Below are 23,607 nucleotides of genomic sequence, written 5' to 3'. Positions count from 1 at the left end.
TAAGCAAACTTGTTAAACCACCTTTTAGCTCGTTTGTTTAACTGGAAAATTTTACTCATAATTAGTGGATATCTACCTAGCAAGTAAAGTTTTTACTTCATTTATCCAAAGTTTTTTTGGTGTTATTATCTCACTTTTACTTCCGTTTGCGCTATGATAAATCGTTGTTGCGTGTTTTGTAGCATAATACTTTATGATTAAATGCTGAAGCATTGGCTCGGTTGATGGCAAGAACCATGCATTGTTGCTTATAGCTATGATAAATTTCGGTGAGTTTTTATAAATTTCACTTCTTGTTGCTTCATAGCATATTGCGTTGCGTATTTTTGAGCCATTTATCTCGTAATCGCTGTAAGTTTGAGCTTTGCTAAAATCAGCACCTCCATCAAAAATATATGTATTTATGATATTTTTTATAAAATTTGGAAGTGGTATTTCTTCACCAAAAGGAACTAAGATAAATTTATCATATCTTGAAAATTCTCCATTTTTAAAAACATAAGTTGAGTTAAAAGTTTTTTTATCTTCGTATGCTAAAGCTCCTGTAATTATTGAAATATTGTGTGATCTCTCTTTTAGGAGTTTTAATAAATTTGGCTCTAAATTTAAAAACAAAGGAAAAGCATTTTCTGGCAAAACTACGGCATCTTTTTTTGCTATTATAGCTTTATCTATTAAAACTATATTTTCATGTATGATATTTTGAGCGTGAGCTTTTTCCCACTTTATATCTTGACTTACATTTGTTTGAGCTAGCTTTATATCAAAAGGTAGAAATTTAGCTTCATTTTGGGTAAATTGTAGTGCAAAAATGAGCAAAAATGGAGTTATAAATTTAAGCTTTTTAAATTGTATAAATATAATTATGCTTAGTAAAATTACCCCAAATCCTCTTAAGCTTGGATCAAAAATACCTTCAACTAGCATGACTTCAAAATTTAACCAATCAAATCCAAGTGGATGTACAAATTTAATTAGTATTAAAAAAATAGCTCTTATAAATAAATTTGAAAAACTTCCAATAAATAAAAAAATAAGTGCATAAACTATAGAAATTCCAAGTATTTCAAGTGGTATAAATATGGTAAAATTATAATACGTTAGACTAAAACTAACCCAGTAAAACCATAAAATTCCAATCCAAAGCCCTGTTGTAAAAAACTTTTCTTTGGGACTTTTTAGCAATAAATAAAATCCTAAAATAAACAAAAAAGGACTAATGAAATTTATAAAAATATTGTCAAAATATGCTAAAAATATTAAATTTGATATTAAAAATGCATTAACAAAGCCTTTTATTATAATTTTAGTGTTAAAATATGTTCTTAAAAAAAAATTTACAAAGGAAAAAAATGAATAACGAATTTTTTGCTTCATTACTACCTCTTATCGTGCTTTTTGCGATATTTTATTTCTTGGTTATTAGACCACAACAAAAACAAGCTAAAGCACATAAAGCTATGATAGATTCACTTTCTAGGGGTGATAAAATCATAACAAATGGCGGTTTTGTTTGTGAAGTGATAAAACCAGAAGATGATTTTATCAAAGTTAAACTTAATGATGATGTAATTGTTAGACTCGATAGAGCTTTTGTTGCAAAGAAATTAGATGCGTAACGTTAGTAGTTCCGGGTCTAAAATTACTTATAGGCTCATTATTTTTATAATAGCGACTTTTCTTGGTTTATTTTTTTGTATGCCAACATTTTTAAATTCTTATGTGGATGATAATAAAAGTTTAAATTCTTCTTTTATGAATATTCTTACATCCGGACCAAAGATTAATTTAGGACTAGATCTTAAAGGCGGCCTTTATATGCTTCTTGGTGTAGATACAAATGAGACCATAAACTCAAAAATGAAATCAGTTGCATCTAGTATTAACTATTTTTTAGGAAAAGAAGAGATTTTAATCGATACTTTTAAGTTAGAGGGAGATAGTTTATATTTTTCTATTATAGATGAACAAGAGAAGATTAAAGTAGATACAATGCTTAAAACTATCAACGGTCTTGATATAAAAAAAGGGCAAAAAGACTATACTATTAAATTAACTGAGCAAGAAAAAATAGCAACTGCTAAATTTGCTATAGATCAAGCGGTTGAAACAATAAGAAATAGGCTTGATATGTTTGGTTTAGCTGAGCCAACTGTTGCAAAGCAAGGTGAAGAAAAGATTCTTGTTGAGCTTCCTGGCATAAAAACAGCCGAAGATGAAGAAAGAGCAAGAGAACTTATAGCAAAAGCAGCCCATCTTCAACTTATGGCTCTTGATGAAAAAAGACAAAGTTTGGCTCACAGTATAAATGAAAAAGATGCAAGAGCTTATGGTGATATAGTCCTAAGCGATGTTAAAAATGAAAATTTTAAATACCTTATAAAAGAAATTCCTATACTTGATGGCTCAATGCTAGTTGATGCAAAAGTTGCATTTGACCAAAGAAATAATATGCCTATTATAAATTTTACATTAAATACAGAAGGCGCAAGAATATTTGGTGATTTTACTGGTTCAAATGTAGGAAACAGACTTGCTATAGTGCTTGATAATAAGGTCTACTCAGCTCCTGTTATAAATGAAAGAATAGGTGGTGGAAGTGGACAAATAAGTGGAAGATTTACTGTCGAAGAAGCAAATGATTTAGCTATTGCACTAAGAAGTGGTGCTTTACTCGCTCCTGTGCATGTGCTTGAAAAAAGAAGCATAGGGCCAAGTTTGGGTCAAGATAGTATAGATAAAGCAATGGTTGCTCTTTATGGTGCTTCTATTTTGGTTATACTTTTTATGGCTTGGTATTATATGATAGCTGGATTATTTGCAAATATAGCTCTTATAACAAACATTTTACTTCTAATAGCTACAATGTCGTTTTTTGGAGCAACTCTAACACTTCCTGGAATGGCTGGTATTGTTTTAACGGTTGGTATGGCCGTGGACGCAAATGTTATTATAAATGAGAGAATTCGCGAGATGTTTCAAAGTGGGGCAGGCGTAAGACTTGCTATAGAAAGAGGTTATGAGAATGCAATGAGCGCTATTATAGACTCAAACTTAACAACACTTATAACAAGTTCAGCGCTTTATGCTTATGGAACGGGTCCTGTAAAAGGATTTGCGGTTACTATGAGTATAGGTATATTAGCATCAATGCTAACGGCAATTTTGGGAACACATGGTATGTTTGAATTTTTTGAAAAGAAAATCGAAAAAAGCGGTAATTTAAAGCTATGGTTTGGTTATAAAGCAAGAAAGGTAGAAAATGCAAATATTTGATAAAGGCAAAATTTATGATTTTATGTCATATAGATATCATTCGCTTATTATATCTTTTTTGCTGGTTATAGCTTCTATATTTTTTATGGCTACAAAAGGCTTTAATTATGGTATAGACTTTTCAGGAGGAACACTTATGCAAATTAAGTATGATTCTCCTGCACCACTTGATAAAATAAGAGCTAAATTTGAAACTGTTGAAGCGCTAAAAGGAGCAAGTGTAACTGAATTTGGATCAAAAGAAGAAGTTACTGTAAGGTATTCAGGATCAACTAGTTCTATAGGAGAAGATCCTGCATCTTCAATGAAAGAATTACTTAAAGATACTGGAAACTTTGAAATAAGAAGAGTTGATATAGTAGGTCCAAAAGTTGGTGATGAGCTAAGAAAAAGCGGTATAATGGCTTTAAGTATATCTATTGTTTTAATATTGATATACCTAGCTGTTAGGTTTGAATGGAAATTTGCTCTTGCTGCTATAGTTGGTGAGTTTCACGATGTTATTATAACTCTTGGTGTTATATCTTTTTTTGAAATAGATGTAAATTTAGATATATTAGCTGCAGTTTTAACTATAATAGGTTATTCGTTAAATGATACTATTATTGTTTTTGATAGGATTAGAGAAGGTATAAAAGATAGTAAAAGTACTGATATATTTTATATTATCAATGAATCTGTTTCAAAGACTTTATCAAGAACAATTCTTACATCTTTTACAACATTTATAAGTGTATTTGTTCTTTATCTTTTTGGTGGAGATATGATACATGGATTTTCTTTTGTGGTTTTAATAGGTGTTATAGCCGGAACTCTAAGCTCTGTTTTTATATCTGCACAAGCCCTTATGTGGTTTAAATTTAGCGTAGTTGATTATAGAAATTTCTTAGATCAAAAACAAAAAAAGAAAAAAGAAAAAGAAAGAATGCGAGCATTATATGAAAAAGGCACAGTATAAGGAGATACTATGAACTGGGGTAGGGTAATATTTATATTTTTTTCACTAATGTCATTAACCACAACGGCTGGTTTTTTATATGATCAAAATGAGATTGCGCTGTTTGTTGCAGCAAGTGTAAATTTAATCTCTACTCTTTTAAAAACTGGTATTAAAAGTGATCTTTCTACAGAACTTTTTGCCAGCTCATTAGTTTCTGATTTACATCTAATACCAGCTTTTACTGTTATGCAAGTAAGTGGCAATATGGTAGTAGTTTATTCTTTGGTTATAGGAGCTGCTATTGCAAATGTATTTTCTTTGATGCTAGTTCTTGTTGAATCACAAAAAAGTAGAGATGAATTTTAGGAGATATGATGACTTACGATTTTAAAAATATCGAGAAAAAATGGCAAAAATTTTGGCAAGACAATAGTGAATTTGAGCCAAAAGATGATTATGCTTTGCCAAAAAAATATATATTAAGTATGTTTCCATATCCAAGTGGTCGCATTCATATGGGTCATGTTAGAAATTATTCTATCGGAGATGCTTTAGCAAGATATTATAGGAAAAAAGGTTTTAATGTTTTACATCCGATAGGCTTTGATAGTTTTGGAATGCCTGCTGAAAATGCTGCTATAAAACATAAAATTCATCCAAAAAAATGGACATATGAAAATATTGATTATATGATAAAAGAGCTTGATAGCTTGGGCTTTAGCTTTTCTAAAAAAAGAAGATTTGCTACATCTGATCCGCTTTATACGAAATGGGAGCAAGAGTTTTTTATAAAGATGTATGAAAAAGGTCTTATTTATCGTAAAAGCTCTGTAGTAAATTGGTGCGAAAATGATCAAACTGTTTTAGCAAATGAACAAGTAGAAGACGGTAAATGTTGGCGTTGCGGACATGAAGTAATCCAAAAACAAATGCAAGGATATTATCTAAAGATAACATCATATGCAGATGAGCTTTTAGAAAATTTAAATGATTTAAAAGAACATTGGCCAAATCAAGTTATAATTATGCAAGAAAATTGGATAGGGAAAAGTGACGGACTTAATTTTAAATTTGAGTTTGATGAAGAGAGTAAGAAACTTCTTGATGGTATAGATGGTTTTAGTGTATTTACAACAAGACCCGATACTATTTATGGCATGAGTTATACGGCTATTGCACCAGAGCACGAGGTCGTAAAGAAGCTTTTAGACAAAAATATTTTAGATTCAAATAGTGTTGAAAAGATAAAAAATATACTTAATCAAAGTTCAAAAGATAGACAAGCTAGCGATAAAGATGGTCTATTTTTGGGTCTTCATGTTATACATCCACTTACTAAAAAGAAAATTCCAGTTTGGATGGCAAATTTTGTTCTAATAGAGTATGGTGATGGTGCAGTTATGGCTGTTCCAGCACACGATGAAAGAGATTATGAATTTGCTAATAAATTCAAGCTTCCTATTATTCAAAGTATTTCCATTAAAGACAGTAAAGATGAGTATAAAGGTGAGTTTTTAGATATAAAAAGTGGCGGAGTTCTTGTAAACTCTTATGAGTATAATGGTTTAGATAATGAGCTTGCAAAAGATAAAATCATATCCAAATTTGAGCAAATGGGTATAGGTAAAAAAGTTACAAACTATAAATTAAGAGATTGGGGTGTGAGTCGCCAAAGATACTGGGGCGCGCCTATTCCTATGATACATTGTGATGATTGTGGTTTGATTCCAGAAAAATTAGAAAATTTGCCTGTAACTTTACCAGATGATGTAGAAATTACAGGTGAAGGAAATCCACTTGATAAACATCCAAGCTGGAAAATTTGTACCTGTCCAAAATGTGGTAAAAAAGCTACAAGAGAAACCGATACTCTTGATACATTTTTTGAGAGTAGTTGGTATTTTGGGCGTTTCGCAAGCGATGAAAAAACTTGGGAAAATACAGCTTTTAATAAAAAAAGTGTCGATTATTGGATGAATGTTGATCAATATATCGGCGGCATAGAACATGCTATTTTGCATCTTTTATATGCTAGATTTTTCCAAAAAGCTTTAAGGGATTTGGGTTATTTAAAAGATGATGAACCATTTGCAAATTTATTAACTCAAGGAATGGTGCTAAAAGATGGTGCTAAGATGAGTAAAAGTAAAGGAAATGTAATCGATCCTGATGATATAATAGAAAAATATGGTGCAGATACAGCAAGACTTTTTATACTCTTTGCAGCTCCTCCTGCTAAAGAGCTTGAGTGGAATGATAGTGCAGTTGAAGGAGCTTATAAATTTATAACAAGACTTTTTGAAAGATCAAAAAATGTTATAAAAATTAATTCCATACCTAAATTTGATCACTCAATACTCAAAAAAGAGCAAAAATATGCTAGATTAAAGGTTTATGAAGCGCTAAAAAAATCTTATGAAGTTTATAATTCAAGCTTTGCTTTTAATACATTAATAGCTGCTTGTATGGAGGCAATGAATGCTTTAAATGCTCAAGACAGTGATGAAATTTTAACTGAAGGTTATTTTGTTTTACTAAATTTGCTTGAACCTATTATACCTCACGCAGCAAATGAACTAAGTGAGAGGCTTTTTAATAAAGAAAACTTTAAAGAAATTTCTATGTGCGAAGAAGTTTTTGTAAAAGATAGCCTAAGCTTGGGTGTTAGTGTAAACGGAAAAGTTAGGGCACAAATAGAAGCAGATATAAATGCAAGTGAAGGTGAAATTATAGGCATAGCAAAAAATGCGGTTGCAAAATGGATTGCAGATAAGACCATAGTAAAAGAAATTTACGTAAAAGAAAAACTTGTAAATCTCGTGATAAAATAAGGACTTAAATGAGACATATTTTTTTTATAATAATCTGCTTTTTTTTGGTTTCTTGTGGATATCAACCTATTTCAAAAATAACTACTGATTTACTAGGAGAAAATGTCTTTGTAGATGTTGTTATAAGCAAGTCAGATCCAAAAAATAGTGTTTATATTAAAGATGCTGTAAGAGAAGGTATTGTAAACAGACTTAATAGAAACTTGGCTAAAGATGAAAAAAGTGCAGATTCAAGGATTTATGTCTCTATAAATTCGATAACTTTTTCACCTTTGATATATGATAAATATGGGTATGCTACTACCTATAAAACAATTTTGGTGATTAATTATCAAACATATTTTAAAGATGGTACGGTTAATAATACAACAACTACTGGCGAATATGATTTTAAAATAAGTAAAAAAATTAGAAATAAAAGATTTACTGATAGCGTTATAAGTGATACAGAAAGATATAATGCTATAAAGAACTCTTCTAATGAGGCTTTTGATGAGTATGTATCTAAATTAGCTATTAAAGTATATAAAGATGACAAGTAAGTTAAATGAAATAATAAAAGAAACATTAATTGAGATTAAAAATAAGAATTTAGTTTTAACACCGGATAATTATACGCAAGTATTTTGCGAAGTTTCATCAAGATATGGTGTTTCTACAAAAGATTGTCAAAAGTTAAAAAAATACATAGAAAAGATTGGTAGCCAATACGCTTCTGAGGTAAAAAAGCTAAATATAAAAACCATAGATGAACTTTTTGCTTTTATAATTTCTAGATTAAATATGGCAAAACCAACACAATGCGCTATTATTATAAGTAGTTTTGGTATGCTTTGTAAGAAGATTTTGCAAACTGCCAATTTACTTCAAAACAAAGAGCTAAAAAACCTAGCAAATGCTACAATCACAACCTTAGATAGAAAAACAGATGAAAATACCTTAAACATACTTAGCGAAAAGTGGAGAGATTTTGCAGCTAATTACGATGATAGTTTTTTTAAGAAATTAGAAATTCATGGTTTGTCTAAACCTGATGATATGGCTAAGTTTGTAGATGACATAGATAACATTATAGTGAATTTAAAACAAAATAGTTCTGATATGCAAAGTCTTTCAGAGCTTGTTTTGCTTTCTTTAGTTCCATCTATATCAACTGTAAAAAATGATACACTTAGTATTTTAACTAAAAATATCAAACAAAATCCATCTTCTCTATCTTTGCCACAAGTTTCAAAAAATATAAAAAATGGTGTTAAAAAGCGTATAGAGTTAGATGTTGCAGAGATGAGCAATAAGGCAATAGCTTTAAATAATATCTTAGATAGTATAAATGCAAGGCTAACAACATCCAAGCTAATGTCAAGAGATAGATCAAAAAGTATGAAAGTCATAAAGAAAAACTTGGGTTCTATAGATTTGGCAAATGATAGCTTTGATATAATAAAGCAAAAACTTATGAGTATAGCAGATACTCTTGATTTAGAAAATGAAGAGTATCAAATTCAAATGACTAGCGATCAAGAGACCATTAATTCACTTAAGGCAAGAGTTGAAGAGTTGGAGTCAAAATTAAATGAAGCAAAAAAAGAGAGTAATGAAGATTTCTTAACTAAGGTCGCTACAAGACGAAGTTTAATGCAAGAAATAAGCAAACTTGATGAGATGTATACAAGATATGGTATTAGTTATTCTGTTTGTTTCTTTGATTTAGATAAATTTAAAAATATAAACGATGTATATGGACATGATGCTGGAGACCTTATACTTTCAACATTTGGTTCTATTTTAAAAAAATACACAAGAGAAGTTGATTATGTTGGTAGGTATGGTGGAGAAGAATTTGTTGTTTTGCTTCCAAATATAAATTTGAAGCAAGCATGCATTGTAGCTGAAAAAATAAGAAATATAGTTGCTAAATTCCAATTTATTTATAAAGAAAAAAAGATAGAAATAACAGTAAGTTGTGGTGTGGCAAGTAGAATGGACTATAAAGATCGCGATACTTTTTTGGAGGCCGCAGACAAGCTCCTTTATGAAGCTAAAAATACTGGTAGAAACAAAATAATGCCAGAACTTAATAATGAATCTAATTAATTTTTTAAATAAAAAACCACTTTATTATAAAAAAATTAATCCAAATTTCATGCTCGAAGTTTATGAAAGTATAAAAGATAAATTTGCAAAAAAAGATATCATTCATGTTGTTGGAACAAATGGAAAAGGAAGTACTGGTAGATTTTTAGCACAGTTGCTTAGATTGTCTGGTAAAAGTATTGGACATTATACATCTCCACATATTTTTAACTTTAATGAAAGATTTTATTTGGATGATGATATTGTTAATGATGAAAAATTACAAATAGCTCACAAAAGAATCCAAGATATATTAGATGAAGGTATAAAAGATAAAATTAGCTATTTTGAATATGCCACACTTCTTACAATACCTCTTTTTGAAAATTGTGATTATGTTATTTTAGAAGCCGGCATGGGGGCTGAGCATGATGCAACCAATGTTTTTGAAAAAAAACTCTCTTTGTTTACTCCTATTGGGCTTGATCATGTTGGAATGCTTGGAAATAATATAGAAGAGATTTCAACCACAAAGTTTATTTCAATGGCAAAAAATGCTATTTTAAATGATGATATGAATTCTGTTTCTATTGAGATTGCAAAAGAAATTGCCACTAAAAAAGGTTCAAATATCTTTTTTGCAAAAGATTTTTTAGATAAAAAAGATTTTTTAGATGTAATAGAATATATTCAAAAATTTAAACTTGCTAATTTCCAGTATACAAATTTATCTCTAGCATTTAGTGCTACAAAATTTCTACAAGAAGATGTAAAATTATCAGATTTAAAAAATCTAAATTTAGAAGGTAGAATGCAAAAAATTGCATCAAATATCATTGTAGATGTAGGGCATAATAAGCTTGGAGCTGAAAAAGTTCTAGAAAATATCACTAATAATGATACTATACTAGTTTATAATGCTTTTTTAGACAAAGATATAAAAGGAATTTTAAAGCTTTTTAAAGGTAGAGTTAAAAGAGTTGAAATTTTGGATTATGAAAGCAATAGAGAGCTTGGCGGTGAAAAGATAATAAAATGCCTAAATGAGCTTGGTATAAAATGGAAAAAATTTAAAGGTATCCAAGATAATGAAAAGTATCTTGTTTTTGGTTCATTTATGCTTGTTGAGCATTTTTTAAGGAACTATTTTGAAAAATAAGTTTCTTATCACAATAAGCGATATTAAAGGCACTAGACATATTACATTAAATAAACTTATAAAGAAAATTATTTTATATTTCATGGGAGCCGCTTTTTTATCGTTTATTATAGGTGTTTTATATATCTACATACTTACTAAATATACACAAAATTTATCTAAAAAAAGAGATGAGCTTATAACTAAGCAAAATGAACTATTTGTACAAAATCAAGAACTCCAAATCAAAATAGACCAAAAAAATGAAGATTTTAAGGCTATAGAAGATAAAATTGCCGAAATGGAGGAACAAATTGGATTAACATCTGATGATAATGTAACGCTAAGTGAAAGAATAGATGATATAAAAGTTACAACTAATCAAATGAATATTATATTTTCTCAAATTCCAAATGGCAAAATTATTGATCATAAAAAAATTACTGCAAATTTTGGATGGAGAACACATCCTATACTAAAAAGACAAGAGTTTCATCCAGGACTTGATCTTTCTGCGGATATAGGAACTCCAATTTATGCACCTGCTAATGGTGTAGTAGAGCTTGCTGAGTATAATGCAAATAATGGTTTTGGTTATCTAGTTGTAATTGAACATAATTATGGTTTTAAAACTAGATATGCGCATATGAGTAGAAAAGATGTAGTAAAGCAAGGACAGTTTATAAAAAAAGGTGATTTGATAGGTTATAGTGGAAATACTGGTCTTTCAACTGGACCACATGTGCATTATGAGATTAGATTTATACAAAAACCACTAGACCCTTTAAATTTTATTAATTGGGATAGTAAAAATTTTGAAGAAATATTTAAAAAGGAGGGCAGGGTTCCATGGCAATCTTTAATAAAAACGATAACGGACCAACTACAGAAACAACAGTAATTTCAAGTGGTGCAAAAATAAAAGGTGAGTTTAACCTTGAAAGTATGTTGCATGTGGATGGAGTGTTAGAAGGAGAAATTTTTTCTAATTCTATTGTAGTTATAGGAAGCAAGGGACATATAGAAGGGACTCTAAAAGCTAAAAAGCTTATTGTAAGTGGAACGTTTTCAGGCGATGTGGATTGTGATAGTATTCAAATTTTAGCAGGCGGAAGCATAAAAGGTAATGTAGTTTCAGAAGAGCTAGTTATAGAAGCAAAAGCAACTTTTGAAGGAAAAAGCAGTGTTAGAAAAAAGTGTGATGATACCCCAAAAGAAGAATTTGATATATTGTTAGAAAAAAAATGATGAAGATGATTTAAAGGTTTTATTGTAGTGCAAAGTAAGGTTTATGAGTTTTGTAGAGATAAAAGTGATTTTGATATTATAGTTTGTGAAGATGATAAAGAAGCTAGAATTATAAGCGATGTTGTAAGTTATTGCGGGATCAAGGCGTATAAGTTACCTGATTTTAGGGCTAGTTTTGGCGATGATTTAAGACCGTTTAATGCAGAACTTTTTGAGATATCTTCTGTTTTAAATAACTTTTATAAATCAAATGCAAAAAAACTTATCATCTCTCCTATAAGAACTTTATTAAATAAACTTCCATCAAAATCACATTTTCATACTATAAAACTAAGCTTTGGCGATAAGTTGGAGCTAAGTTCTTTTAAAGATGAAATTTTAAGGTTTGGTTATAATATTGTCGATATAGTTGAAAGTGAAGCAGAAGTTAGTTTTAGAGGTGAGATTATAGATATATTTTGCATAGGAAATGAAAATCCATACAGAATCTTGCTAAACGATGATGAGATAGAAAGTATAAGACGCTATGATCCAAGTACTCAAAAAAGCGATAAAGCCGAACTTGAAAGTATAGAAATTTCTCCATTTTTAGCTTATATGAGCAAAAATGAGTATGAAAATGTAACAAATAAAATTTCCCAAATGCATGGTGATACTTTTATAAATGATTTAAACTCTCTTGGATTTTGGGCTATTGATGGATTTGAAGATTATTTTGATAAATTTAATGTAATTTTAGCTCATGAAATAGATACAAGTGGTATTGTAACCCAAAAAGATTTATCTTTTTTAAAACAGCTTCCTATAATAAAAGAAGCAAAACATTTTAAAGATCTTGATATCACTTTAAACAAAGAATTTTTAGAATTTCATAAAGATAAAAAGATAAAAATACTTGCAAAAAATGAAGGAACATTTAAAACTTTTGATTTTGATGAGTTTTCAAATGTAAGCTTAGAAATTTCACCTTTTGTTATAAATTTGATAAGCAGTGATGAAATTATATTATCGCTAAACAAATTTGAAAAGAAAAAAAGAGTTAAAAAATCAAGCCTTGTTTTAGATGAACTAAATAATGGTGATTTAGTAGTTCATGAGGATTATGGCATAGGTAAATTTGAAGGTCTTGAGCTGGTTGAAATTTTAGGAAGTAAAAGAGAGTTTGTTGCTATAATTTATCAAAATAATGATAAGCTTTTGCTTCCAGTTGAACATCTAAATAAAATAGATAGATATATAGCAGGAAGTGGAAATATTGCTATTTTAGATAAGCTTGGTAAGGGCAGTTTTGCCAAAATAAAAGAAAAAGTTAGAGAAAAACTTTTTATTATAGCAACAAGCATTATCGAACTTGCTGCAAAAAGAGAGCTTATAAAAGGCGTAAAGATAGAATGTGACAGCTTAGAATATCTTAAGTTCATGCAAAGCTCAGGCTTTGAATACACAAAAGATCAGGTAAAAGCAATTGATGATATCAGTAAAGATTTAGCAAGTGGCAAAGTTATGGATAGGCTTATAAGTGGCGATGTAGGTTTTGGTAAAACCGAAGTTGCCATGAACGCCATTTTTAAAACAGTTAAAAGTGGTTATAGCGTGTTATTTTTTGTTCCAACAACTCTTCTTAGTTCACAACACTATGCAACACTTAAAACTCGTTTTAATGGTTATGATATAGATGTTTTTAAATTTGATCGCTTTAGCACTATGAAACAAAAAGCAGAGATTACCGCAAGGCTAAAATCAGACAAACCTTGCGTTTGTGTTGGAACTCACGCACTTTTGAGTATAAAAGATATAAATCTTGGACTTATTATAATAGATGAAGAGCATAAATTTGGAGTAAAACAAAAAGAGAAACTAAAAGAAATTTCATCAACTTGTCATCTTTTAAGTATGAGCGCAACACCTATTCCAAGAAGTTTAAATATGGCACTAAGCTCTATAAAATCATACAGCACTCTTACAACACCACCACAAAACAGATTAGATATTAGAACACTTGTAAAAGAGTGGGATGAAAAGGTCATAAAAGAAGCGATTACAAGAGAGTTAAGGCGAGCGGGGCAGGTGTTTTATATACACAATCATATAGCAACTATGCAAAATGCTAAAAAGGAGCTTCTTGGTATCATTCCAAGCTTAAAAATTCTAATGCTTCACTCAAAGATTGATCCAAAAATCACTGAAGAAGAGATGATTAAATTTGCAAACCAAGAGTATGATGTCCTGCTTTGCACAAGCATAGTAGAAAGTGGCATTCATTTGCCAAATGTAAATACAATCATTATAAACAATGCAAATAACTTCGGTATGGCTGACTTGCACCAGCTTAGAGGACGCGTCGGAAGAAGTGATAAGCAAGGGTTTTGCTACTTCTTGGTTGAAGATAAGCTAAGTTTAAGTAGCGAGAGTACAAAAAGACTTGTTTCGCTTGAGAGTAACTCATTTTTAGGAGCTGGCTCGGTGCTAGCTTATCATGATTTAGAGATTAGAGGCGGTGGAAATTTAGTAGGCGTTGAGCAAAGTGGCCATATAGAAGCTATTGGTTATTCACTTTATTTAAGAATGCTTGAAACGCAGATTAATACTCTTTTAAATCAAAATTTAGCCAAAGAAAACAAAGAAATAGAGCTCAAACTAAGTGTAAATGCATTTTTAAATAGTGATTTTATAAGCGAAGATAGGCTAAGGCTTGAGCTATATAGAAGACTTAGCAAGTGTGGTGAGATAAAAGAGGTTTATGAAATTCAAAGCGAGATAGAAGATAGATTTGGTCATCTTGATATCTATACATCTCAGTTTATAGAGTTAATGGCAATAAAAGTTATGGCTATAAAACAAGACTTTAGTTATATTGGAAACTATGAACAAAATATTACTCTTAAAAAACAAAATGGCGATAGTGTAAAGTTAAAATCAAAAAGCAAAGATGATGATGATATCTTAAACGAGGTTTTGATCTACCTTAGAAAAGAAGGAAAGAAATGAATTGGGAAAAAACCTATGCAGCTATTTTTAGAAAGAGTAAAAACGGCTTAAAAGCTGTAAAAACTCTCGATATAGACGCTGTAAATTTAGATGATTTAATAGGCATAGATGAGCAAAAAAATAGACTTTTATCTAACACTATAAATTTCATAAATGATAAAGGTGCAAATCATGCCTTGCTTTGGGGTGAGAGAGGCTGTGGTAAATCAAGCCTTGTAAAAGCTGTCTTTTGGGTATTAAAAGATAAAAACTTAAGGATTATCGAGCTAAACAAAAGTGATCTTGAAAATTTAGCTGATATCATAGATGAGTTACGCCATGAGAAACATAAATTTATAATATTTTGTGATGATTTTTCATTTGAAAAAGGAGATGATAGCTATAAGTTTTTAAAACCAGTTTTAGAAGGCAGTATCCAAAAAGCACCAAGAAATGTGCTTGTTTATATGACATCAAATCGTAGACATCTAGTAAGTGAAGAAAAAAGCGATAATGACAGCGTTTATGTGACAAGCGGTGAGCTACATTATGGTGATAGTGTGGATGAAAAAATTTCTTTAGCTGATCGTTTTGGGCTTTGGATTAGTTTTTATCAAGAAAGCTATGATCAGTATATAAGCATTGTTAAGCACTATTTTACTACTTTTAAATGCGATGAAGATGAGCTTGTAAAGCAAGCTAAAGCTTATGCTATGTTAAAGGGTTCTAGAAGTGGAAGAACTGCAAAACAATTTTATTTTGAATATAAAAGTTTATTAGAAAGTAAAAATTAATTTATAATGAGAGCTGGATTTATAGGAGATATCATAGGAAGACCTGGTAGAGAGGTGCTTATTTCAAATGCTAGGGAGCTTAAAAAAACTTATAAGCTTGATTTTTTGGTAGCAAACTGCGAAAATGCAAGCGGCGGCTTTGGTCTTAGTGCCAAAAATGCTTTAGAGATTTTGCAAGCTGAGGTTGATGCAATAACTGGTGGAAATCATAGCTTCGATCAAAAAGATATAATTAATTTGATGGAACAAATGCCAATTCTTCGCCCATACAATTACTACGAAGGAACAAGTGGCAAAGGCATAATAAATTTAAAAAAAGAAAATGTTGGTTTATGTATAATAAATTTAATAGGAAATTATGGTTTTTCTCTTACAAACAATGCTTTTTTATCAGCAAATGAAGCTATTTTAAAAAGTGAAAGTAAAAACATCTTGATAGATTTTCATGCTGAGACAACTAGTGAAAAAAGAGCGTTGATGTGTTATTTAAATGGCAAAGTTAGTGCAATATTTGGCACTCATACACATGTTGGAACCGATGATTTGCAAATTTATAACAACACTGCTTATGTAAGCGATGTTGGGCTTAGTGGTAACTATTTTGATGTGATAGGTTTTGAGGCAAGTTCACCGATATACACTTTTACTACAGGGCTAAAACGATCTTTTAGTGTAGATAAAGATGCAAAAAGAGCTTTGCAAATGGTAGTGTTTGAAACTGATGATAATGGCAAAGCAGTGGATGCTTTTAAGATTAGATTAATTGATGGAATCGACGAAATTTTAACTCAAAGGGCGATTTTTGCAAAGCGATGAGCTATTTGTTGCTATATTAAAAAGCGGTGTTAATGTAAAAGATAAATGGTGGCCAAATTATGGCACATTTGAAGTTGTAATAAGTGCTATTTTAACTCAAAATACAAAATGGGAAAATGTTGATAAATCTCTACTAAATTTAAAAAATGCAAACATTTTAAGTTTAGAAAACATAGGAAACTGTGACTTGGCAGTTTTAAGTGAGTTTATAAAACCAAGTGGATTTCACAATGTCAAAGCAAAAAGGATAAATGCGCTTTGTAAAAACATCTTAAAAGATTTTGGTGATTTTGATAGTTTTAAGAGCCTAGTTAGTAGAGAGTGGTTAATTTCTCAAAAAGGTATAGGTTTTGAGAGTTGCGATGCCATACTTTGTTATGCTTGTGAGCGTGATATAATGGTAGTTGATAGCTATACAAAAAGGATTTTATGTAAACTAAACTACGAGTTTGAAAGTTACGATGAAGCTAGGGAATGGTTAGAGAGTATAGATGTTGAGGCTATTTGTAATTACTATGGCGAAAATTTAAGCTTAAATGAAATTTATTCTAGATTTCATGGCGCTATAGTAGAGTTTTGTAAAATTCACTTAAGAGGAAGCAAATTTAGTAAAAAGGCTGATGAGATATTTTATAGTTTTATAGACTTTTAATTTTTTGTTTTTAACATATCTATGATTATGCTATAGTTGTCTCTTATATTGTCTTGAAGTTTGTTCATAAGTGCTAAATCATTTTGCCCATCGTCTGGATAGCAAACTATCCTTTTAATTTTTTATAATTATATCTTTTAAATTTAAAATTGCAAAGAATTTAACTATAAATTTAATCAAATTTAACTAAAATATAGTTTATTTTTTAAAGGCGTTTTTTGAGATTTATAATTTTATTTTTTATCTTTGCTGTTAGCCTAATTGGTGCAGAAACCACGATACCAACTGTAAATTTAAGTCTTAGTGCACCAGATACTCCAAGTCAATTAGTAACATCTCTAAATGTTTTAATTGTCCTAACTCTTCTTGCTATGGCTCCTAGTCTCATTTTTATGATGACAAGCTTTTTAAGGCTTGTTATAGTTTTTTCTTTTATGAGACAAGCTATGGGAACGCAGCAAATGCCACCAAATACCATTTTAATCTCACTTGCTATGATACTAACTTTTTTTATTATGGAGCCAGTTGGAAAGCAAGCTTATAATGATGGAGTTAAACCATATCTTGAAGAAAAGATAAGCTATGAAGTTGCTTTTGAAAAAGGAGCAAAACCTTTTAAAGATTTTATGATTAGAAACACAAGAGAAAAAGATTTGGCTTTATTTTTTCGTATAAGAAATTTAGAAAATCCAGCAACAGTTGATGATATACCTTTTAGTATTGTTATATCAGCTTTTGTAATAAGTGAGTTAAAAACCGCCTTTGAGATAGGGTTTTTACTATATTTGCCATTTTTAGTTGTTGATATGGTTGTTAGTTCTGTGCTTATGTCTATGGGTATGATGATGTTGCCACCAACGATGATATCACTTCCATTTAAGTTACTTATCTTTGTGTTAGTTGATGGTTGGAATCTTTTAATAGGCAATCTTGTGGCGAGCTTTCACTAAGATATAAACAGTTATAGCTAGCAAACTTATAGCTCCACCCATAAGCATATTTTGAGTAATTTTTTCTCCAAGCAATAAATAACCCCAAATTGGAGCTAGGATACTTTCTAAAACACATATTAGCGTAACTTCTGCTCCTAAAATAAGCATTGCGCCATAACCTATAGATAATCTTGATATAGTTGTTAATAAAAAACCCATGAAAAATATAAGATAAAGATCTCTTTGAGAAATATTTATATTTCCAAAAGGCAACATAAAACAAAATAGTATTAAACCGCAAAGTGTTATAACGCTTCTTCTATCTACTTCTTTTTTATTGCTAAGTATGAGGTAAATTAAACTAAAACAAATTAGTCCAATTAAACAAAGTAATATATTTAGGATTTCTTCAGCTTTTATATTGTCTTTTATGGCTATAAAAAGACCAAATATTATCAAGATAGATGTTATATAAAGCATAATTCCAGCTCTTTTTTGATAAAAAAGGCTTTCCAAGGTTGCTGTTAATATAGGACATGATGCATATATTAAAACAGTTATTGTAATTCCTATGTATTTTACAGAGTAAAAAAAGAAAAAATTTGCAAATGCCATGCAAAATGATGCTATTAAAAGAGCATTTTTTTCTATAAAAAAAGATTTTATAGTATAGTTTAAGCCATTTTTTAGCGAGATTAAAAAAGATGAAACTGCTAAAAAAAATCCAAAATACATACTCAAACTAAATACATCGCTACTTGTTGCTCTAACTATAAGCGATTCAAAGCTCATTAAAACAACACCTATTATCACTAAAAATATACCTTTTAAATGGGTATCCAAGTTAATCCTTTAAATTTATCAATAATTTATAAGAAGTTTCTTATAATTATACACCAAAACTAATATAATAAATAGGCTAAACTTTATGAAATTATGGCTACTTTTTGCTCCTGCGCTAATTTATGCAATGAATTTAAGTGAAATTATATTAAAAGCACAACAAAATGAAATAGCTACAATAGATCATCTTAAAAGCATAAATGCTAGAAATGAGCTATCCAAGACAAAAAGTGCTTATATGCCAAGTATTAGCTTAAAGGGTGGATATGTTGGCTTAGATAATGATTCTTCAATACCCATAATTCCTGATGAAAGTAAATTTGTGTCTTTAAATGTGGATTTTATGATTTATGATGGTGGCAAAAGAGAAGCTAGTTTTAGATCACTAGAACATCTTGCAAACTTTGCTCAAACTCAGTTTTTAGATACAAAAAATAAAATAGCACTTGACATGATAACCTTATACTTTAGTGCTAAAAATATAAACTCACTCATAGATGCAAAAAATTCTCAAATAAACTATGTAAGTGAAAATTTAAAAAGAATAGATGAGTTTTATAAAGCCGGACTTTGTGCAGTTGATGAATATGAGAGCTTAAATGCATTTTATCATGAACAAGTTGCTAGTAAATTAGAGTTAGAAATAAAATTAAATGAGATAAAAAATGACATAGAGCTTATCTCAAATGAAAGTGTGGATAATTTTGCTCAAAATGTTGTCATAAATGAGCCAAATTTTAATGAAGCAAACCAAAATGCAGAGCTTTTAAAGATGAGTGATCAAATTTTGGCTAAAAAAGAAGAAGTTGACATAGCAAAATCGGAGTATTTGCCTAAGTTTTACCTAAAAGCAATGTATGGATATGAAAAGTTTAATTTTCCAATAATGACCGTAGAACAAAAAGATAGTAAAGCAATCATGGCTATGTTTGAGTGGAATATCTTTGAATTTGGTAAAACAAAAAAAGAGGTAGAAATAAAGCAGTATGAGAGTAAAATTGCTGAACTTGGTAAAAGTTTTAAAGAAAAATCAAATAAAATTGATGTAAAAAATTTAATTTCAAAATTGAACTTAAATAAGGCCAAAATTGATGCAGATACAATCAGGCTAAACGCAACAATTACAAGTTTTGATGCGACAAATCAAAAATATCAAGCAGGTCTTATGAGCTATAATGACTTTTTATCCGCGCTTTCAAGACTTTATGAGGCTAGAGCTGGTTTAAATATGGAACAAAACAGCTATGAGATAAATAAAGCAAAATATTATTATCTTTTAGGAATGGATGTATTAGATGAGATTAATAAATAAAATTTTTATATTTTTTTGCATGCTTTGCGAATTAAATGCTGAAGATTTTGTATATGCAAGTTTTGATGTGGTTGCTAAAAATAGCTCAAAATTAGCTATGCAAAGCATTGGCATAGTAGATAAAATTTATGTCGATGTTGGAGATAGAGTTAAAAAGGGTGATGTTTTGTTGGAACTTAAAAATGAAAGCGAACAAATAATGCTTCAAAAAGCACAAAATGATCTAAAATTAGCACTTACATCTAAAGATCATGCAAAAAGCACACTTGATAAATTTGACAATGTAAGAAATGTAACTTCAAAACAAGTCTATGAAAATGCTAAATTCGATTTTGATAGTGCATCACTAAAAGCGCAAAGTGCACAGATAGCTATAAAAAACGCAAAAGATATGCTTGATAAAAAAGTTTTAAAAGCTCCTTATAATGGAGTAATATCTGCTAAATTTATAGATGTAGCAGAAGGTGTTAGTGGTAGTGCACAACCACTTTTTGCTATGTTTTCATATCCTGAGGTAAAGCTGGTTTTAAGCTTTGATGAAAAGTATAAAAATATCGTAAAAGTAGGGCAAAAATTTATTTATAGTGTAGATGATAAAAAAGATCAAGTTGCCAAAATAGACATGATTTATCCTCGCATTGATGAAAAAACAAGAAAGATTTATGCCGAAGTTTATACAACAAACCTAACACCAGGTGCTTTTGGTGAAGGTAAGATAGATACAACAAGAAAAGAAGTGAAATAACATATGTTTAAATTTGCACTAAACAGACCAGTTGGGACATTTATGCTATTTCTCTCACTTATTATTTTTGGCATTTATAGTCTTAAGGTTATGCCAGTAAATCTTTTCCCAAATGTTGAAATTCCTATAATTAAAATAACTTCATATGCAAACGGCGACATACATTTTATAGAAACAGAAGTTAGCAAAAAAATAGAAGACGCGGTATCTAGTATAGATGCTATTGATAGTATAAACTCAATTAGCTATAGTAATGTTAGTGTTGTTATAGTTAAGTTTAAACTTTCAAAAAATATTGAAGTTGCAGCAAATGACATAAGAGATAAATTAAGTGATGTAAAAATAGACGGCAAAATGCTCATAGAAAAGCTCTCTGGTGATAGCGGTCATGTTATGAGTATTTTTCTAAACTCTAAAAAAGATGATAAAAAAGCTTTAATGAACATCATAAATGATAAAGTAAAGCCATTTCTTGAACATATAGAAGGTGTGGGCAAGATTGAGGATGTGGGATACCTAGAACCTCAAATAAGAGTTTTTTTAGATGCAAACAAGCTTGATAAATATTCCCTTAGTGCAAAAGATGTATCAAATATCTTAAAAACGCATAATTTTAAAGCGCCACTTGGAAAAATTATAGATAGTCAGTCAGAAATTTACTTAAAAAGTGATTTTGAGGCTGAGAGCTTGGAGGATTTATCAAGTGTTAGGATAATGCCAGGAGTTTTTTTAAGTGATGTAGCTACCATAAAAAGTGGTTTTGATGATAATGAATCCATGGCTATAATGAATGACAAAGAAGGTGTTTTACTAGATATCATAAAAGTAAATGGCGCTAATTCTATTAAAACTATAGATAATGTTAGTAAAAATTTAGATGAATTAAAGCAAATTTTAGGCGATGAGTTTGAGTATAAGATTGCTTTTGATAAAAAAGAAAATATTTTAAAAAATGTAGATCAAGTATTTTTTGACATGAGTTTTGGTGTTGTTTTAACAATGGCAATTGTATTTTTATTTCTTAGAAATTTTACCTCAACACTTATTGCTACGATTTCAGTTCCTGTTTCTATAATAGGGACATTTTTTATAATTTACGCTCTTGGTTATGATTTAAACCGCTTAACTCTAGTTGCCCTAACGCTTGGTATTGGTATTTTTATAGATGATGCTATAGTTGTTATAGAAAATATATCAAAAAAATTAAAAGACTCAGAAAATACCATACAAGCAGCATTAAATGGCGTAAAAGATATAGCTTTTAGCGTTCTTGGTATAAGCACTGTTTTGCTTTGTGTTTTTATACCTATGGGATTTATGAATGGTATAGTTGGTAGGTTTTTTGAATCATTTGCCCTAAGTGTAGCTGGCGGTATAGTTATATCGTTTTTTGTTTCCATGATGCTTATACCTATGCTTGCTTCAAGATTTGTTAAAGCAGATGAGAGTAAGTTTTATAAAAAAACAGATTTTATTTTTAAATTTTTAGAAAATTCATACGAAAAACTCTTAAATTTGGTTTTAAAATTTAAGCTCATTTTTATCATTATAACAATTGTGATTATAGTGTTGACTGGTTTTCTAGCTAAAGGTATAGGTATAGATTTTTTGCCAATGGAAGATAATGGAGAGTTTTATATTGATATCGAGGCAACTCCAGGTGTTAGTCTTGAAAATATGAAAAATCTTTCTCTTGAAGTATTTAAAAAAGTAAATAATGATAAGGAAAATATTGAGTATTCAACTCTTATGCTTGGATATACTGATGCAAAAGAAGCTTATAAATCAAGAATATATGTAAGATTAACTCCATTAGATAAAAGAGAGCTTAGACAAAAGCAGATTATAGGAAAATATAGAAAAGATTTTAAATTTGATAACCTAACTATAAGGATAGCAGCTATACCTATTGCTGATGTTGGTGGCATAAATGAGCCTGTTCAACTTGTTATAACTGGTGATAGTTTTGAAAAGTTAGATGAAATTTCAAGCAAGGCAAAAGAGATACTTCAAAACATTGATGGGGTTGTGGATTTAAAAAATAGTAGTGATGATAAGTCTATACAAATTTCCATCACTTTAAACAAAGAAAAGGCAAGAAAATTTGGTGTAAATCCTTATGATATAGCAAATGTACTTAGATCATCTTTTGCATCAAATGTTGTTGGAAGCTTTACGCATAAAAACACAACTTATGATATTTCTATGAGATTTGATGATAAATTTAGACAAAATTTAGATGACTTAAAAAAGATTCAAGTAAAAAATAGTGCAAATAATAATATATATGTTTCTTCAATGGTTGATTTTATAGATATAAAAGCTCCAGCAAATATACTCCATTATGATAAAAAAAGAGAAAGTCTTATAACTGCAAATATTCAAAATATACCTTTAAATAAAGTTACAAAAGACTCAAAAGAAGAGTTTGATAAGATTATAAAAGATGGTTATACGTATAAATTTACTGGAGATATAGAGCTTATGGAAGATACAAATCAGGCATTTTTAACTACAATTATTATTAGTGCCATTTTGATGTATATCGTTCTTGCTTCTCTTTATGAGAGTTTTGTGCTTCCTATAATTATCATGATAACTATGCCGCTTGCTTTTAGCGGTGTTGCTATAGGGCTGTATCTAACTCAAAATAGTTTTAGTCTTTTTGTAATGGTTGGAATGATTTTGCTTTTTGGTATGGTTGGGAAAAATGCTATTTTGGTGGTAGATTTTGCAAATAGAGCTGCAAATGATGGGCAAGATTTGCATGATGCTATACTTAAAGCCGGTAAGCTTCGTCTTAGGGCTATTTTAATGACAACATTTGCTATGATTTTTGCTATGCTTCCACTAGCACTTAGTAAAGGTGTCGGGTATGAGGGCAACTCGCCTATGGCTATTTGTATCATTTGCGGCCTTATAAGCTCAACCATTCTTACGCTTTTAGTCGTTCCTGCTATGTTTAGCTCGTTTTATAAACTAGATAAGAGGGTTAGAAAAATTTACGAAAGAGATAAAATATAACTCAAAAAAGGATCAA

20 protein-coding genes are annotated in these 23,607 nt (G+C 29.8%); 18 read left to right on the top strand and 2 right to left on the bottom strand.

The genetic code is table 11. The features are described from left to right. Positions 1-72: 72 nt before the first annotated feature. Complete coding sequence (locus ACZ5VL_RS08275; RefSeq protein WP_464198666.1) at positions 73-1,377, bottom strand: apolipoprotein N-acyltransferase; 1,305 nt, start codon at positions 1,375-1,377, stop codon at positions 73-75. On the opposite strand from ACZ5VL_RS08275, the gene yajC reads away from it, so the two are divergent. From yajC to fliP, 15 genes are all read left to right on the top strand, one after another. Then, positions 1,353-1,619 (top strand): preprotein translocase subunit YajC, encoded by a 267-nt coding sequence (gene yajC, locus ACZ5VL_RS08270; RefSeq protein WP_464198664.1) that lies wholly within the window; start codon positions 1,353-1,355, stop codon positions 1,617-1,619. The genes ACZ5VL_RS08275 and yajC overlap by 25 nt on opposite strands. Beyond that, the gene (gene secD / locus ACZ5VL_RS08265) at positions 1,612-3,276 is read left to right on the top strand and encodes a protein translocase subunit SecD (RefSeq protein ID WP_464198662.1); all 1,665 of its coding nucleotides are present in this window, start codon (positions 1,612-1,614) and stop codon (positions 3,274-3,276) included. The genes yajC and secD overlap by 8 nt, the downstream gene beginning before the upstream one ends. Continuing rightward, positions 3,263-4,234: a protein translocase subunit SecF gene (secF, locus tag ACZ5VL_RS08260; RefSeq protein WP_464198660.1), complete on the top strand. Its 972-nt coding sequence runs from the start codon at positions 3,263-3,265 to the stop codon at positions 4,232-4,234. Before secD ends, secF begins: the two co-directional genes overlap by 14 nt. Before the next feature lie 9 nt (positions 4,235-4,243). Beyond that, positions 4,244-4,582 (top strand): DUF6394 family protein, encoded by a 339-nt coding sequence (locus tag ACZ5VL_RS08255; RefSeq protein WP_464198658.1) that lies wholly within the window; start codon positions 4,244-4,246, stop codon positions 4,580-4,582. Between the two features lie 8 nt (positions 4,583-4,590). Continuing rightward, positions 4,591-7,047 carry a leucine--tRNA ligase gene (gene leuS / locus ACZ5VL_RS08250; RefSeq protein ID WP_464198656.1) on the top strand — a complete coding sequence of 819 codons (2,457 nt, stop codon included), beginning with the start codon at positions 4,591-4,593 and terminating at the stop codon, positions 7,045-7,047. A gap of 8 nt (positions 7,048-7,055) precedes the next feature. Beyond that, positions 7,056-7,589: an LPS assembly lipoprotein LptE gene (gene lptE, locus ACZ5VL_RS08245; RefSeq protein ID WP_464198655.1), complete on the top strand. Its 534-nt coding sequence runs from the start codon at positions 7,056-7,058 to the stop codon at positions 7,587-7,589. Further along, on the top strand, positions 7,579-9,141 hold the full coding sequence (locus tag ACZ5VL_RS08240) for a GGDEF domain-containing protein (RefSeq protein ID WP_464198653.1): 1,563 nt from the start codon (positions 7,579-7,581) through the stop codon (positions 9,139-9,141). The genes lptE and ACZ5VL_RS08240 overlap by 11 nt, the downstream gene beginning before the upstream one ends. Then, positions 9,128-10,279: a Mur ligase family protein gene (locus ACZ5VL_RS08235; protein WP_464198651.1), complete on the top strand. Its 1,152-nt coding sequence runs from the start codon at positions 9,128-9,130 to the stop codon at positions 10,277-10,279. Before ACZ5VL_RS08240 ends, ACZ5VL_RS08235 begins: the two co-directional genes overlap by 14 nt. Further along, positions 10,266-11,159: a peptidoglycan DD-metalloendopeptidase family protein gene (locus ACZ5VL_RS08230; protein WP_464200318.1), complete on the top strand. Its 894-nt coding sequence runs from the start codon at positions 10,266-10,268 to the stop codon at positions 11,157-11,159. Before ACZ5VL_RS08235 ends, ACZ5VL_RS08230 begins: the two co-directional genes overlap by 14 nt. Beyond that, the gene (locus tag ACZ5VL_RS08225; protein WP_464198649.1) at positions 11,108-11,506 is read left to right on the top strand and encodes a bactofilin family protein; all 399 of its coding nucleotides are present in this window, start codon (positions 11,108-11,110) and stop codon (positions 11,504-11,506) included. The genes ACZ5VL_RS08230 and ACZ5VL_RS08225 overlap by 52 nt, the downstream gene beginning before the upstream one ends. Before the next feature lie 27 nt (positions 11,507-11,533). Beyond that, a complete protein-coding gene (locus tag ACZ5VL_RS08220; RefSeq protein ID WP_464198647.1) occupies positions 11,534-14,494 on the top strand; it encodes a DEAD/DEAH box helicase in 2,961 nt (986 codons plus the stop codon). After that, complete coding sequence (locus ACZ5VL_RS08215) at positions 14,491-15,267, top strand: ATP-binding protein (protein ID WP_464198645.1); 777 nt, start codon at positions 14,491-14,493, stop codon at positions 15,265-15,267. The genes ACZ5VL_RS08220 and ACZ5VL_RS08215 overlap by 4 nt, the downstream gene beginning before the upstream one ends. Positions 15,268-15,273: 6 nt before the next feature. Then, positions 15,274-16,083 carry a TIGR00282 family metallophosphoesterase gene (locus tag ACZ5VL_RS08210; protein WP_464198643.1) on the top strand — a complete coding sequence of 270 codons (810 nt, stop codon included), beginning with the start codon at positions 15,274-15,276 and terminating at the stop codon, positions 16,081-16,083. Beyond that, complete coding sequence (locus tag ACZ5VL_RS08205; RefSeq protein WP_464198641.1) at positions 16,070-16,735, top strand: 3-methyladenine DNA glycosylase; 666 nt, start codon at positions 16,070-16,072, stop codon at positions 16,733-16,735. Before ACZ5VL_RS08210 ends, ACZ5VL_RS08205 begins: the two co-directional genes overlap by 14 nt. A gap of 218 nt (positions 16,736-16,953) precedes the next feature. Beyond that, positions 16,954-17,685, top strand: coding sequence for a flagellar type III secretion system pore protein FliP (gene fliP / locus ACZ5VL_RS08200; protein ID WP_464198639.1), 732 nt, complete (start codon positions 16,954-16,956; stop codon positions 17,683-17,685). Here fliP and ACZ5VL_RS08195 read toward each other — a convergent pair. After that, complete coding sequence (locus ACZ5VL_RS08195) at positions 17,653-18,510, bottom strand: DMT family transporter (protein WP_464198636.1); 858 nt, start codon at positions 18,508-18,510, stop codon at positions 17,653-17,655. The genes fliP and ACZ5VL_RS08195 overlap by 33 nt on opposite strands. Positions 18,511-18,595: 85 nt before the next feature. On the opposite strand from ACZ5VL_RS08195, the gene ACZ5VL_RS08190 reads away from it, so the two are divergent. The 3 genes from ACZ5VL_RS08190 to ACZ5VL_RS08180 are packed head-to-tail and all read left to right on the top strand — an operon-like array spanning position 18,596 to position 23,591. After that, positions 18,596-19,822, top strand: a complete 1,227-nt coding sequence (locus ACZ5VL_RS08190) for a TolC family protein (RefSeq protein ID WP_464198634.1) — start codon at positions 18,596-18,598, stop codon at positions 19,820-19,822. A gap of 19 nt (positions 19,823-19,841) precedes the next feature. Beyond that, the gene (locus tag ACZ5VL_RS08185; protein WP_464200316.1) at positions 19,842-20,567 is read left to right on the top strand and encodes an efflux RND transporter periplasmic adaptor subunit; all 726 of its coding nucleotides are present in this window, start codon (positions 19,842-19,844) and stop codon (positions 20,565-20,567) included. 3 nt (positions 20,568-20,570) lie between these two features. Then, positions 20,571-23,591, top strand: coding sequence for an efflux RND transporter permease subunit (locus ACZ5VL_RS08180; RefSeq protein WP_464198632.1), 3,021 nt, complete (start codon positions 20,571-20,573; stop codon positions 23,589-23,591). The last annotated feature ends 16 nt before the right edge of the window (positions 23,592-23,607 follow it).

It is taken from the genome of Campylobacter sp. GTC17093, from assembly GCF_055397635.1.
The sequence above is the reverse complement of the archived record's forward strand: the minus strand, read 5'-3'. Positions and strand labels throughout refer to the sequence as shown.

Excerpts from the sequence above, each read along its gene's own strand:
- yajC (WP_464198664.1), top strand. The coding sequence starts at position 1,353 with ATGAATAACGAATTTTTTGCTTCATTACTACCTCTTATCGTGCTTTTT.
- ACZ5VL_RS08275 (WP_464198666.1), bottom strand. The coding sequence starts at position 1,377 with ATGAAGCAAAAAATTCGTTATTCATTTTTTTCCTTTGTAAATTTTTTT.
- secD (WP_464198662.1), top strand. The coding sequence starts at position 1,612 with ATGCGTAACGTTAGTAGTTCCGGGTCTAAAATTACTTATAGGCTCATT.
- secF (WP_464198660.1), top strand. The coding sequence starts at position 3,263 with ATGCAAATATTTGATAAAGGCAAAATTTATGATTTTATGTCATATAGA.
- ACZ5VL_RS08255 (WP_464198658.1), top strand. The coding sequence starts at position 4,244 with ATGAACTGGGGTAGGGTAATATTTATATTTTTTTCACTAATGTCATTA.
- leuS (WP_464198656.1), top strand. The coding sequence starts at position 4,591 with ATGACTTACGATTTTAAAAATATCGAGAAAAAATGGCAAAAATTTTGG.
- lptE (WP_464198655.1), top strand. The coding sequence starts at position 7,056 with ATGAGACATATTTTTTTTATAATAATCTGCTTTTTTTTGGTTTCTTGT.
- ACZ5VL_RS08240 (WP_464198653.1), top strand. The coding sequence starts at position 7,579 with ATGACAAGTAAGTTAAATGAAATAATAAAAGAAACATTAATTGAGATT.
- ACZ5VL_RS08235 (WP_464198651.1), top strand. The coding sequence starts at position 9,128 with ATGAATCTAATTAATTTTTTAAATAAAAAACCACTTTATTATAAAAAA.
- ACZ5VL_RS08225 (WP_464198649.1), top strand. The coding sequence starts at position 11,108 with ATGGCAATCTTTAATAAAAACGATAACGGACCAACTACAGAAACAACA.
- ACZ5VL_RS08215 (WP_464198645.1), top strand. The coding sequence starts at position 14,491 with ATGAATTGGGAAAAAACCTATGCAGCTATTTTTAGAAAGAGTAAAAAC.
- ACZ5VL_RS08210 (WP_464198643.1), top strand. The coding sequence starts at position 15,274 with ATGAGAGCTGGATTTATAGGAGATATCATAGGAAGACCTGGTAGAGAG.
- ACZ5VL_RS08190 (WP_464198634.1), top strand. The coding sequence starts at position 18,596 with ATGAAATTATGGCTACTTTTTGCTCCTGCGCTAATTTATGCAATGAAT.
- ACZ5VL_RS08185 (WP_464200316.1), top strand. The coding sequence starts at position 19,842 with ATGCTTTGCGAATTAAATGCTGAAGATTTTGTATATGCAAGTTTTGAT.
- ACZ5VL_RS08180 (WP_464198632.1), top strand. The coding sequence starts at position 20,571 with ATGTTTAAATTTGCACTAAACAGACCAGTTGGGACATTTATGCTATTT.